We start from the raw sequence: 14,565 nt of genomic DNA on the forward strand, positions 1-14,565 counted from the left end.
ATAAAATATGAAAATTGCTTTTTTTGCTCCTCATAAACACATTCATCATGAGGTTCCTTCTGGAGATTTGATGATCGGCAAGAGCCTGCACGACTTCCTTAAGTCTCAAGGGCATGAGCTGATGGTTGCCAGCAAGATGAAACTCCGCAATATCCTGATATCACCGCTCAAATGGCCTGCTCTCTACCTTGAGTACAAGAAAACACTTAAGCGGACAGCAGAATTTAAACCGGATCTCTGGTTGACCTACCACAGCTACTACAAGTCGCCGGACTTACTTGGACCGTCCATCTCAGCAAAACTTGGCATTCCATACATGATTTACCAAGGTGTTTATTCCACTAAACACAGACGCGATCCCAAAACTTGGCTCGGCTTCATGGCAAATAAAAAGGCCCTGCTCCAAGCAGACCACGTTTTTGCCAATAAAGAAATCGACCATAAAAATCTTTCCCGCATTATTCTTCCTGAAAAACTTACAAGAACCAGCCCCGGTATTAACCCAGATCTTTTTAAATTCTGCAAAAAGAGTAGAATTGAGATGCGAAAAAAACTCGCTTTAAACGGATCTCCGACCATCATGACTACGGCGATGCTGCGTGGTGGAGTTAAAGAGAAAAGCATCAATGATCTCATTAATGCTTTTTCAATAGTTCTCAAAAAAACTCCCAATGCAAAGCTCATAATAGCTGGCGACGGCGATGCGCGCGAACGGTTGACTTTACTCGCAAATAAAATTTCACCTGATCATATTATCTTTTTAGGAAAGATTAACCGCTTAGAACTTTTCAAATATTATAGTTCAGCGAACATTTTCGCCTACCCCGGTATTAATGAAGCGCTAGGCATGGTTTACCTCGAAGCGCAAAGTTCGGGACTACCTGTTGTCGCATACTCGACACGCGGTCCATGCGAAGCTGTTAAACAAGATGAAACCGGACTTTTATCTCCTGAAGGAGATATTTCAACTCTCGCAAAAAATATGCTCATTCTGCTCAATGACAAATCAAAACGTCACCGCATGGGTGACCGTGGATCATTACATATACAAGAGAAGTTCAACTCAAATTTGAATATGGGACGAGTAGAAGCTAAAATAAGGCAAGTAATCTCAAGGAGGACGTTTTGAAATCTGTAAAAATAGCTCTAATCAGACACTCCATAACAGTCTGGAACGAAGAAAACAGAATTCAAGGGCATATGAATTCTCCACTAAGCGAAGACGGTATTGAATTGGCAAAATCATGGAAGCCAGCATTATCTCCGGAATCTTTTGATGCGGTTATCACTAGTGATCTGGGCCGCACCATTGAAACAGCCAAAATTATCACCGAAGGGCTTGATTTACCGTTCATTACAGTTCCCGGCCTACGTGAACAGGACTGGGGAGAGTGGTCAGGGCTAACCTATGATGATCTCGAATTGAAATGGCCCGGAATTATACCTGAAGAAGAAGCCAAAGGTTGGGATTTTCGCCCCGCTGGAGGAGAAAGCCGCCGCGAAACGTCCGCAAGAGCTATAAAAGCTCTCAGCGAAGCAGCGACTAAGATAGCCGAAATAATTGTCAGTGATTCACCTAAAGTGCTTGCTGTAATACATGAGGGAACACTTAAAACCATCACCTACAGCCTTGCAGGACATGACTTTATGCCATCCACTCGAAAGCTGATTAAACGCCGCCGTTTACACTGGGTTAAATGGGATGGAACTTTATCGATAGATAGGCTAAACGACCTTCTATGAAAATAATTCAGTACTGCCAGCATGTCCTAGGCATGGGCCATTTTTTCAGAAGTCTCGAAATTGCACGAGCCTTCGAAGACGAACAGGTAATTTTTGTTGCAGGCGGTTCACGCCCTGATCAGCAATTGCCTGACAATGTCGAATATTTTCAACTTCCCGGTCTATGCATGAATGAAAACTTCGGAGGGCTTATGCCTACCGATGAAGGACGTTCACTTGATGAAGTTAAGGAAGAGCGTACTGAAACACTCAAAAAAATATTTGAAAATGAAAAGCCTGACATATTCCTGATTGAACTATTTCCTTTCGGGCGCAAGGCTTTCAGGTTTGAACTTCTCCCGATTCTTGATGCAATTAAAGAAGGTAAATACGGCAACGTAAAAGTTGTGTGTTCTTTAAGAGATATTTTAGTAGAACGCGACGATGGGGGAAAACATGAAAATCGTTGCGTAAAATATCTGAACAAGTATTTTGATCTTCTACTTATTCATTCAGACCCTAAAATTTCAAAATTAGATGAAACATTTTCCGTAATAGACAACATTTCCATTCCGCTAGTTTATACAGGATTTGCAGCGCGAAAGCCCCGCAAAGAGATTAGAAATGACATTCGAGAAAAACGCGGCATTGCTGCTGATGTTAAGTTCATGGTTGCCAGCGCAGGAGGCGGCAAGGTAGGAGGTCCACTTCTAAATGCGGTATTAAATGGTTATGCCCAATTGCGCCCCGAAAACAGCGAACTATTAATACTTACCGGACCTTTTCTTGATCAACAAAGCTTTGATGAATTGGAAAAAAAAGCAGCGACAATATCCTGCGTTACTATAGAAAAATTCGCGCCAGATTTCACAGATTTGCTAATGGGGGCTGACTGTATGATTTCCATGGCAGGATACAATACTTGTATGGATATACTTACCACAGGTATCCCAAGCGCAGTCTTCCCTTTTGCGCAAAATCATGAACAGCGCATGCGAGCTGAGAAATTAGCAAAATATATCCCGCTTAAAATTCTAAACAATGATGACCTAAACGTAAGTGACATGAAAAATATTATCGAAAATCTTTTTGCTCAAGAGCGGACAACTGCCGAGCACAATATAAACTTAGATGGCGGCCTTGATTCTGCACGCGCAATCCAGAAGATTGGAAACAACTAATGTCATACCGCCCAATTTCCTCCATTTGGAAAAACAATATTTCTGATCTAATCGAAACATTCGAAATCTGGTGGGAAAAATTATCTGAATTGATCCCTGAAAAAGGTTGCGATGTTTTCTTTAGAGCCGATGATATCGGCTATCCGGGCAAACAATTTTCAGCAATGATCGAGGTTTTTCAGAAAAATAAAGTGCCACTTGCACTTGCCGTTGTTCCAAGCTGGGTTAACCAAATCAGAGTTCAACAGTTATACGGAACTCTTGGTCCGAACATGTCTCTATGGTGTTTGCACCAGCACGGCTACAAGCATACCAATCAAGAGAAAGTCGGGAAAAAATACGAATTCGGCCCTTCGCGCGATAATAAAAAAGTTCTTGCCGAACTAACTAAAGGCAAGTTGAAACTGAATAAGTTGCTTGGCAATAACATGTGTCCTATTTTCACCCCGCCGTGGAACCGCTGCACCAAAGAAACAATGACAACGCTTATAGAACTTGGATTCATAGCAATCTCAAGAAGCATAAATGTTGCGCCATTTCCATTAAAAGGATTGCCGGATCTCCCGATCAACATTGACCTGCACACAATTAAAGAAAAGAATCCTAAAGCTGGAATACTCAACTTAATGGCACAGATTGAAAATGCAGTTCAATCAGACTACGCTGGTTTTATGTTGCATCACCAACGCATGAATAAAACTTCGGTTCGTTTTTTAGACTTTCTTCTAGCAAGAATTGCAGAAACACCCTCACTCCGTATTCAAGACATGCGAGACATGCTCCCTAAATAACCTGCCACACTTCTTTACCGCTATATTCTTTGAATTCGCCTTACTTTTAAAGATAAAACCGTAATAAATTATCAATTTTAAACTATACACGATTATAGTGTTCATAATCCTTGAAAAAAAACGCACCGCATCAAGAATGAACATATGATAAATAAGTATTTTTACTTTGCATTCCACGCAGTTTCGGTTACTAAGTGAGTATAAAAATACAAATAAATAGCAAATCAAGCCTTTTTATTTTTTATACTTTTTTAAATTTTTAAGCATGCATTATTTGTGTTTCAATTTATATGCACGCACTCATTTGTTTTTTTAAAGAGCAAAAAATGTCACAGAAAAAAAGAATACCATTCCAAGACCCTGACTCTGAAACAGATATTGTTGCTCAGGTCGTTCTTCCTTTTGATAAATCACTTGAAATCAGTATAAAAAGTATCAAGTCCAGATTCCTTCGAAATATGGTAACGGTAACATCCCTTATACTTGCCGTTTCTTTCTTGGCGTACATACTTATTGGTAGTGATATATCAAATGGTATTTACGGCTCTGGGCAACCAGATCTAATGAAAATGCTTGATAAATCAGGCTACCAAGTTGGCGGCAGCGCTAAAGAGCGTTGGATCGTTATTCTGTCGCTTCTAGTTTGTACTGTCGGAATTATCAATGCACAGCTCATGGCGGTCACGGAAAGATTTCGCGAAATCGGAACCATGAAATGCCTAGGCGCACTCGACAGCTTTGTTTTGCGGTTGTTTGTCCTTGAAGCCTCAATGCAAGGGGTTGTCGGCTCACTACTCGGAGCAATCGCAGGCGGCGTAATAGCTATTCTCCTCGGAATGCTCAGGTTTGGATTTGATGCAATCAGGTATCTCCCTTTATCCGACGTAGGAATGTCCGTGCTTTACTCCATTATAGTAGGTTTCGGGCTAAGTCTTATTGGGGTATTCTACCCTGCTTTAATTGCCGCGAAAATGAGGCCCATTGAAGCTATGCGTGTTGAAGAATAATTCATAACACTGACTCACATATACTTAATATTTTGACTATTTTTTAGAAAACTAAATCAGACAAAGGCGACAATATATGCCCGATGCACATACTATAGTAAGAGTTACCGGAGTTACGAAAAGCTTTAAACTCGGCAGCACTAATGTTCAGGCTTTAAAAGGCGTTGATCTAGAAATATATGCTGGTGAGTACCTCTCGATTATGGGGCCGTCAGGCTCTGGTAAATCCACACTATTCAATATGATCGGCGGGCTGGATAAACCTACTGAAGGGAAAGTTTTCATTGATGAAGTGGATATTGCGCAGCTTGATGCATTCGAACTAGCATGGCTTCGTAACCGCAAAATCGGATACATATTTCAGACCTTCAATCTCATTCAGGTGATGACAGCCCTCGAAAACATTACGCTTCCCATGATTTTCGCAGGGGTTCATAATGATGCGGCTGTGAAAAAAGGAATCGAGCTTCTTGATCTTGTAGGACTACAAAAGAGATACAATCACAAACCGCAGGAACTATCCGGTGGGCAGCAGCAGCGCGTTGCAATTGCAAGATCACTTGCCAACGACCCTGCCATTATTCTTGCCGATGAACCTACTGGTAACCTTGACCTTTCAACAGGTGAAGAGATCATCAAATTGATGAGCGCACTCAGTAAGGAACGCGGAGTTACAATTATTACAGCTACTCATGACTATAAGATGCTGAATGCTTCTGACCGGGTAGTATGGATTGAGGACGGCCTTGTTAAGAAAGTAGAAAATCGAGATCAGCTCAACATTGATGTTGGCTGTATCCGCATGGCCTGATCCCCGGAGGCTCCAGTTAATGTCCATCTTTTTGATAAATAAGACCCGCCCGCAACTATCACCACTAAAAGTGTTGATGACGATTGCGATATTGTGCGTGCTGACATTAATCAGCGCACCGCAAAAAGCTTATAGTTCATCCGAACCATACAAACAGACCATTTCCGAGCTTACAGCCTTGGGAGATCGTTCTTTCGGTACGGAAGGTGAAAAAAAAGCTGCGGACTACATCGTAAAGAGATTTAAAGAACTAGGTGATGTCAAAGTAGGCAAACACCTATTTCTAGCCCCGACAATGGTTAATTCAGAAGCTGAGTTAACCATTGGCAAAAGTGGCAAAAAGATTAGCATAAGCCCTGCAAAATTTAATGCAATATCTCCCCCTGCAACCTCGCGAGAAGGTCTGACAGGCCCCATGATTTATGTGGGCAAGGGGCGTTTATCTGATTTCAACGGACTGCCCATCCAAAATGCAATAGTCCTAATGGATATTGATTCTGGTAAAAACTGGCTGAACGCCGCAAGTCTTGGCGCTTCCGCTCTTATTTATATTGATTCAGGCCCCACACTGAAAGGATTCTTCGAAGAAAAATTAGAACTATCACCACTGGATTTTCCCCGTTATTACATGAGCGCCAGTGACAGCAAAAGTCAATTGGGTCTTACACCGGGTGACAATTATAAAGTTGTAGCAAAGCAGGCAACTGTAAAATCTTCCGCAAAATGGGAACGTATTGCCGCTGAAAACATTTACTGCATGATTGAGGGAACCGACCCTAAACTTTCAGAAGACCTCGTTATAATTGAATCTTTCTACGACAGTTCGTCCTATATAATGGGTAATTCCCCAGGAGCAGACGAAGCTCTTTCCATTGCATCACTATTTGAGATAGGCAAAAAATTTGCTGCCAATCCTCCTAAACGCTCAATTCTTCTCCTTGCCACAACTGGCCACGGTCAATCACTGCGAGGAATGCGCGAATTCATCAAAGCTATTTCGGGCAAAAGCATCAGCCTAAAAAGAATCAAAGCTCAGCTTAGTAAGAAAAAAAATAATGCGGCTCAGATTTTAGAAGGATTAGAAATGGATAATCCACTTGCCACAGAAATGGCGGTCGAAAATCCTGAACTTTTCAATCTGATGTATGACTCGCTTAAAAATCAACTAAAAGACGAAGTCGATATTATCAGTAAAGAGCTTATGAAAATGCGCATGGATAAAAACATGAACAAAGCTGAAATTAAAATTGTAGACGACAAGCGCAAACTTTTGCGCCGTATTTCATGGAAAAGCAATTATTCCACACTGCCCGCAGAAGAAAACGAAGCACTTCGCGGTCTATTCCCAAAACTTAAAGCTAAAGTATACGCGGTTAAACAGGACATCAAACAACAACTCGAAGCCGCAAGAAGTGCACGAAGTCTTCGCAGGATAGTCCGATCCAAGGAGCCTGTCTGTACTGTTTCCTTGCACCTTTCGAGTCGCGGTGAAGGAGTCGGGGCATTTGGCCAAGGCTGGTTTTATGACCTGCGTCCAAGAGTAAATCTTTCCAGAACATTCTCTCAGATTAACGATATTTTGGCAGACGCTGCTCCTATCGTTGAAAAAAACATCGGAACAAGCGGATTATTTAATGACACCCTGCGCCCGAACAGATCCAGACCATGGCAGACATGGCTGCTTGATAAACCGCAGTTCAGTAGTGAAATTGCCACAATGGCCGGACTTCTCAGCTTCACATTTGCAACAGTAAATGATGGCCGCCCATACTGGGGTACGCCTTTTGATACTTTGGAAAATGTCAACTGGGATGGAATCGAAAAACAGGCCGATCTAGTAGAAGGGTTAGTCAGAAGTATATCTGCAGCGACAGTGCCGCTTACAACCAAAAATCCGCGCAAAGGTTTTGCGCTGGTTAATGGTAAAGCTCGTTTCGTAAGACAGGGTGAACTATTCGCTGATCAGGCAGCACCGGATACAATTTTCATGTCCTTTCAGGGCAACACTAGGTTTTACTCTCTAGCCGACATGGCAGGAGACTTTAAAGTTAGCGGGGTTGCGTCAAGTAAGCTCGTTCAGGCAAAGCTTATTATTGAAGGTTACAAATACAACCCCGACGGCAGAATAATCTGGGCTATTGACAAAAAGCAGACAGGCAAAAGCGCATACAGACTTAAAATGCGCCGACTTGATATGGAAACTAAAGTTGTCATGTTTGCATGTACGCAGACAACTTTATTTGACCTGCTGACTCCAAGAACTTTCAGATACATGACCAAAGTTGAAGTACTGGATGGTGCGCGAGATGCAGACCCTATGCATTATTGGTACAGCCGCATTGATACCCGTTCTTCCACAATTGCCAGTGTTTTTCTTGAACCGAATGTACCGCTCAAGATGACCCTGTCTGATTCCGTACTGAACCGGAAGATGATTCTCATCCATTCCACGCCCCAAGATACCGGAGGTAATGGATATAACTTAAAAGAATGGCCCATTATCCCTGCGACCAATCACAGAGCGGCCTCAGATATGTGGAACCTTCTCAAACCGAGAATCGCAAACCTTGAAGATCACGGTATTGTTAACCAGCGAATTAGAACCTTAGAAAAGCAAGGAACAGAAGCTCTTGCTAGGTCCAATAAGGCGTGGAAAGACCGCCAGTATGACGATTTCATGGAAAACTCACGCACAGCGTGGGCCTTAGCTTCAAGAGTATATCTTGATGTAGACCAAACACAAAAAGACGTTCTTGTCGGTGTTCTGTTTTATATCGCGCTATTCATACCCTTTGCATACTGTATAGAAAGAGTAATTTTTGCGTTCGCCGACATTCATAAAAGAATTTTAGGATTCCTTGGCATATTGATGACTGTTATTGGGCTCATTTATATGGTCCATCCGGCATTCCAGCTCACCTATAGTCCCATGGTGGTAATATTAGCCTTCTTCATCCTCGGACTATCTATAATGGTGTCGTTGATCATCTTTTTCAGGTTCGAAAAAGAAATGATTCTATTGCAACAACGAGCGCACAGGACAAGTACGTCTGAAATCAGTAAATGGAAGGCTTTCACGTCTGCATTTGTGATTGGCGTCAGTAACTTGCGCCGAAGGAAAATAAGAACTTTCCTGACATGCCTGACGCTTACCATTCTAACATTTACGATCATGAGTTTTACTGCGGTAAAATCTCTAAGAGAACACACCTACGTTCTTTTCAGTGAAAACCAGCCTTATTCCGGTATATTCATGAAAAATCTGGGTTGGAAGGATCTGCCTCGCGAAACACTTGGAATAGTAAGTAACGACTTCCAGGAAAACGGCATTGTAGCTCCGCGCGGCTGGCTTGAATTAAAAGATAAAACTATCTCAGCAAGTACCCCTGTAAGTTTTGAAGGTAAACATGAGGAAGTTAAAGGTCTTGTCGGGCTTAGCCATATAGAAAACAAAATTAGTGGAATTGACAAAATTCTGGTCGATGGAACATGGCTTGTTCCTGATCTGAACAGACAGATTATACTTTCAAAAAAGATGGCTGACAGGCTTGGTGCATCTGCCGGAGATGAAGTTACCGTATGGGGCAGCAGTTTCATATTAACGGGAACTTTCGACAGCAAAAAGTTCACTGAGCATACGGATCTTGACGGTGAGCCAATGTCGCCTGTGGTCTTCCCTTCCGCTACGGCTCAAGAACTTAGCGAAGTTGAGGCTGATGCTATTGAATCGGGTGAAGATATCGACACATTCCAAGGTCGTTACACTCATATTCCTGGAGAAGTCTCCGCCATTATTCCATATGACACTCTGATGGCTATGGGCGGACATTTAAAAGCTGTTGCCATTGCACCGGCTAGGGGTGTTTTCTCGAAAGCATCTATTAATGGTCTGGTGGACCGTTACGGACTGCCTATTTTCAGTTGCGACTCAACGGGAACTTACATTTGTCAGGCCTCAGACAGTATGAATTATTCCGGTGTATCAAATATTCTCATCCCGCTCATAATCTCTGCACTAATCGTGCTGAATACTATGATTACGAGTGTTTACGAACGTAAAAAAGAAATTGCAGTTTACACCTCCATCGGGATGGCTCCAACCCATGTATCATTCTTATTTATTGCTGAGGCCGTGGCCTTTGCAGTCATCAGCGTGGTAGTCGGCTATCTCATTGCGCAAACGGCCTCGGGTCTGTTAGCTGGGACACCTCTGTGGGCTGGCATGACCGCCAACTATTCATCTATGGCTGGAGTTGCCGCAATGTTACTTGTCATCGCCGTAACACTCATTTCAGTGATCTACCCTTCAAGAGTAGCCGCAAATATTGCTATTCCTGACGTCAACAGGTCGTGGAAAATGCCGGACTCAGGATCTGATGATATCGAAGCAACTCTGCCCTTCCTGCTCAAACATAATGAGCAGAAGGATGCGGGTGGATTTTTGTTGGAATACCTTGAAGCTCATACTGAAGTTTCGCACGGACTATTTTCAACATCTGAAATTGAGGTAAACTTCAGCAACCGTCCTCTCCCTGAATCACTAAAGGAAGTATCAGAAGATTTCCCTGACCATATTGCATGTTTCCAGTTCGATGTACGCGTCTGGCTTGCACCATTTGACTTCGGCGTAAAACAGATGGTCAGACTAGAATTCAGGCCATCTGCTGAATACCCGCAGTTCCTTGAAGCGGCCCTGACAATATCTCGTGAATCAGGTGAAATAGGCGCGTGGAAACGACTTAATAAAAGTTTCATCAACGCCATAAGAAAACAGTTCCTTGTGTGGCGTTCACTTGATCCTGAAAAGCAAAAGACTTTCCGTGATAAGATTCCAGAGTTGATGGCATTCGGATTCACAGGACTTGACCTTAAAAAGACTCTTGAAGACCTTTAAATAACTTAGGATTCCTTAGATGCATGGTAACATAAGAATACGGGCGATAGCACTCGGAATCATTTTTGGATTAATGATATGTGCTTTTACGCCATTTAATAATGCCTATTTAAATGCGACTCCGCTAGCGGGTGGACATTTCCCACTGGCGCCGTTTTTTATTCTGGCATGGCTCACAGCAATTTCAGGGTTACATCATCGGATATTCCGCTCTGTTCCGCTTCTAACAGGGCTGGAACTTATGACAATGTGGATTCTTACTGTCATTGTTTCAGGAATAGCATTTACCGGCCTTGCCAGAACATTTTTTATCAATCTGACGGCCCCATTTCATTTCGCGACCATTGGTAACAGATGGACAGAAGTGCTCCAGCCCTTGATGCCGGAATCGCTCCACCCTACCGACCCCAAAGCTATTGAGTCTCTATATAATGGTATTAAGGGCGGATCTTTCATGGATAATGTAGACCTCATTGCGGCTATTCCGTGGTCTGCATGGGTTACCCCACTCATGTGGTGGGCAGCTTTCATCCTGCTTTGCTATTTCATGATGCTCTGTCTGACTAATATTTTCAGCCGTCAGTGGGTTGAAAATGAACGAATCAACTTTCCTCTGCTACAGTTGCCAAGATTTATGGAAGAGGCTCTTGATCAAGGTCTATACGGTTCATTCCTTACAAATAAGTTTTTCTTAAGCGGTATAATTTTCTGTGTACTCCTTCACACTATGAATGGATTACATTTCTACATACCGTCAGTCCCGGAAATGCCTACACTCGTACTTGCAGGTAAATATTTTGCGAAAACAGGGCTGTTTTCCGGCTTTACTAAGCTCAAAATTTACTTCTATCCCGCTTTTGTGGGCTTTGCTTTCCTTGCGTCCCGCCAAATATCATTTAGCTTTTGGTTCTTTTTCCTGTCGGGCGGACTCTTCTACGGAATATTAAATGCTGCAGGTTTGAACATCCCCGCGTCAGCACTTGGAGTCACTTTTGGACCGACACTGACAAGACCGGAAGAAACACAGATGATCGGTGCTTATCTCGTATTTTTCTGTTTTATCGTCTGGCTGGCAAGGCAACACCTACAACAGGTAGTGCGCGAAGCTTTCGGCGGCGGTCAAACAAAAAGTGCCTCAGAATGGATGTCCCTGCGATTCTCATTTTGGGGACTGCTGATTTCCGCATGTCTGCTAGTCGCATGGTGCGTTAATTTCGGTGTACCTATGCTTGTGGCGCTGGTAGTGCTGACAGCATTCTTTATATTCACCTTAGTGGCATCAAAAGCCATTTGTCAGGGTGGTATCGCCTACTTCACCTTGACTGCGGCCCCGCTAGACGGCGTAACGGCCATGTTCGGAACAAAGTTTTTCGGCGCAATCGGAATCGCAATTACCGCCATGTGTCAGAAAATTCTCTTTGTTGACCTTAGAGAATCCCTGATGCCATCACTTGTTCACGGATCAAAAGTTAATGAATGGATCAAAAACAAACGTTTATTCCTATCCGGCATAATCATTATTGTGCTGGCTGGTGTTGCTGTGTCTTTCGCAGCAATGCTATTCGTTTGTTATAAATACGGCATCAGAGAGCTTCATCTGGACTGGGCGACAAGCACATCCATGACCGTCTACGACAGCGTAGTACGGGTTATACAGGAGCCGGCAGCATCAACCGAGTGGGTGACAACCTTTGCCACAGTCGGTGCTATTGTGATGACCACCTTGGTTGTTGCGTATAACAGACTGCCATGGTGGCCTCTGCATCCAATCGGATACCTGACTGCATACAGCTCAGCCATGAAAATTCTATGGTTCAGCTTTTTCCTTGGATGGATGTGTAACCAGCTTACCCTTCGTTACGGAGGAGTCGGGCTGTTTAAAAGAGTTAGATACTTTTTCTTCGGATTAATTATGGGCGACTTCTTAATGGGTGGCGCATGGGCCTTGTACGGCTTATGGGCAGGACAAAGTTATCAGGTTCTTCCAGGATAGATTTCACGTAATAATACACAGCTAATTTTAGATAATAACTGCACCGGAAAAAAGATATGAACAACGATAAAGAACTACAAGAATATCGAGACCTGCTCAAGCCACCAGACCACTTTGAAGAAGGGTTTGACTGGAAAACAGTTGTCGGCGCGGTTTTCATCGGATTTTTGATGATGCCGGGTAGTATGTATTTGCAGCTCGTCATCGGACAGGGAATCGGACCTGCCGCAAGATGGGTTACAATCATCCTTTTTGCTGAAATAGCAAAACGGTCTTACACTGAACTCAAACAGCAGGAAATTTTCCTGCTCTACTACATGGCAGGTGCGGCATTAGCCTCACCTTTCTCGGGTTTGCTATGGCAGCAGTACCTCGTCCAATCAGATGCGGCACGAATGTTGGGGTTAACCGAGTTTATTCCTACGTGGATTGCTCCGCAGCCCGGATCTGAATCGTTACTTGAAAGAACGTTCTTTCACAGGGACTGGATGATCCCGATACTCCTACTGGTGGGTTCGCAAATAGTTCAGCGAATTGACCACTTTGGACTGGGTTACGCCTTATACCGTATCACTTCCGATGTTGAAAAACTGCCCTTCCCGATGGCTCCTGTTGGCGCCCTCGGTACTATGGCTCTTGCTGAATCAACGGAAGAAAAGGAAACCAGTTGGAAATGGAGAGTATTCTCTATAGGGGGTGTTATCGGACTTGCTTTCGGTGCCGTCTATGTACTCTTGCCAGCGGTCTCAGGACTTATATTTACTGAACCGATACGGCTGATTCCAATACCGTGGATTGAGCTGACGCCATATACCGAAAAAATTCTGCCAGCGGTTGCAACTGGTATCCAGTTCGACCTCGGCCTATTTTTCATTGGTATGGTTCTACCATTCTGGGCTGTCATTGGCGGTCTGATTGGTATTATCGTAACCTTTATTGCCAACCCGATTCTATTTGAACACGGCATTTTGCACAGATGGCATCCCGGTATGGAAACAGTTGAAACCGTTTTTGCGAACAACTTCGACTTCTATATGAGTTTTTCCATCGGGCTTGGACTTGCGATCGGTTTCATCGGTATATGGTCCGTGGTGCAATCTTTCCGCGGAGAACACGCAAAAAGCCGCGCATCTTGGAGCAATTTATTCGAGCCACCGGAAGGTCGAGGTGACATTAACTTCTGGTTCTCCATTGGAATCTATTTCTTCTCAACTCTTGCCTACGTGGGCATGTGTTTATTTCTTGTACCAAACTTTCCGTGGATATTCTTTTTACTCTACGGGTTCATCTATACGCCGATAATTTCATACATTTCGGCCCGAATGGAAGGTATAGCCGGCCAGTTTGTCAGCTTGCCTCTTGTGCGAGAAGCGAGTTTTATCGCTGGGGCAAAATTCTTTGGATATCAAGGGATTGAAATTTGGTATGCACCAATTCCGATTCACAACTATGGTGAGGCAACTGTCCATTTCCGTGAAATTGAACTTACTGGAACATCCATTCGCGGTATCATTAAAGCGGAACTCGTTGTTTTCCCAGTAGTAATGATAGCTAGTCTGCTCTTCTCTCAATTTATTTGGCAGTTAGCACCGATTCCGTCGTCTAACTATCCGTACGCGCAGGAATTATGGCATTTGCAGGCTCTGAACAGCTTGCTGATGCAGACCTCGACGTTAGATGGTAACTCCCTATTTTTCCAAGCTTTAAGTGCACCTATTATATTCTCAGGAATTGGGTTAGGAATGATCCTCTATTCAGTCCTGAATACGCTCGGGCTACCAGTCATGTTAGTTTACGGGGTAGTCAGAGGACTGGGGCAAAGTACTCCCCACGCATTCATATTGGAAGTTTGCGGAGCACTAATTGGGCGCTACTTTTTCCAGAAAAAATATGGAGCAATGTGGCGTCAATATGCACCGGTATTACTAGCTGGTTTCTCATGTGGAATGGGATTAACAGGAATGTTTGCAATGGGTTGCACTCTTATTTTGAAATCGTTAGGCAAAATGGCCTATTGACGAATTCTAAAACCTGTGCTGTTTTATTCTCCTTTAGAGCTACACACCATTTGATTTAAAGATTGAATTGATAAGGCTACGTAATATCAATTCAGAATTGTATTATATATGGATTACAGAAGACTTAAGATTTTCAAAAGGAACAAAT

The 14,565-nt window shown here is 43.3% G+C and carries 9 protein-coding genes; all 9 read left to right on the forward strand.

Annotated features, from left to right (window positions below; translation table 11 throughout):
* Positions 1-7: 7 nt before the first annotated feature.
* Positions 8-1,129, forward strand: coding sequence for a glycosyltransferase family 4 protein (locus tag BR06_RS0112170; protein WP_031483424.1), 1,122 nt, complete (start codon positions 8-10; stop codon positions 1,127-1,129).
* Complete coding sequence (locus BR06_RS0112175) at positions 1,126-1,743, forward strand: histidine phosphatase family protein (protein ID WP_031483426.1); 618 nt, start codon at positions 1,126-1,128, stop codon at positions 1,741-1,743. Before BR06_RS0112170 ends, BR06_RS0112175 begins: the two co-directional genes overlap by 4 nt.
* Entirely contained in the window at positions 1,740-2,903 is a 1,164-nt protein-coding gene (locus BR06_RS0112180) for a glycosyltransferase family protein (RefSeq protein WP_031483428.1), read from the forward strand. The genes BR06_RS0112175 and BR06_RS0112180 overlap by 4 nt, the downstream gene beginning before the upstream one ends.
* Entirely contained in the window at positions 2,903-3,694 is a 792-nt protein-coding gene (locus BR06_RS0112185) for a polysaccharide deacetylase family protein (protein WP_031483431.1), read from the forward strand. The genes BR06_RS0112180 and BR06_RS0112185 overlap by 1 nt, the downstream gene beginning before the upstream one ends.
* Before the next feature lie 326 nt (positions 3,695-4,020).
* Positions 4,021-4,701: an ABC transporter permease gene (locus BR06_RS0112190; RefSeq protein ID WP_031483433.1), complete on the forward strand. Its 681-nt coding sequence runs from the start codon at positions 4,021-4,023 to the stop codon at positions 4,699-4,701.
* Between the two features lie 76 nt (positions 4,702-4,777).
* Positions 4,778-5,512 (forward strand): ABC transporter ATP-binding protein, encoded by a 735-nt coding sequence (locus BR06_RS0112195; RefSeq protein ID WP_031483435.1) that lies wholly within the window; start codon positions 4,778-4,780, stop codon positions 5,510-5,512.
* Positions 5,513-5,531: 19 nt separating this feature from the next.
* Entirely contained in the window at positions 5,532-10,406 is a 4,875-nt protein-coding gene (locus BR06_RS0112200; protein WP_031483437.1) for an FtsX-like permease family protein, read from the forward strand.
* Between the two features lie 19 nt (positions 10,407-10,425).
* Positions 10,426-12,399 (forward strand): DUF6785 family protein, encoded by a 1,974-nt coding sequence (locus tag BR06_RS0112205; RefSeq protein WP_031483439.1) that lies wholly within the window; start codon positions 10,426-10,428, stop codon positions 12,397-12,399.
* A 56-nt stretch (positions 12,400-12,455) separates the two neighbouring features.
* Positions 12,456-14,417 (forward strand): OPT family oligopeptide transporter, encoded by a 1,962-nt coding sequence (locus BR06_RS0112210; RefSeq protein WP_031483441.1) that lies wholly within the window; start codon positions 12,456-12,458, stop codon positions 14,415-14,417.
* Positions 14,418-14,565: the final 148 nt, after the last annotated feature.

Source organism: Maridesulfovibrio frigidus DSM 17176, assembly GCF_000711735.1.
Taxonomy (GTDB): Bacteria; Desulfobacterota; Desulfovibrionia; order Desulfovibrionales; family Desulfovibrionaceae; genus Maridesulfovibrio; species Maridesulfovibrio frigidus.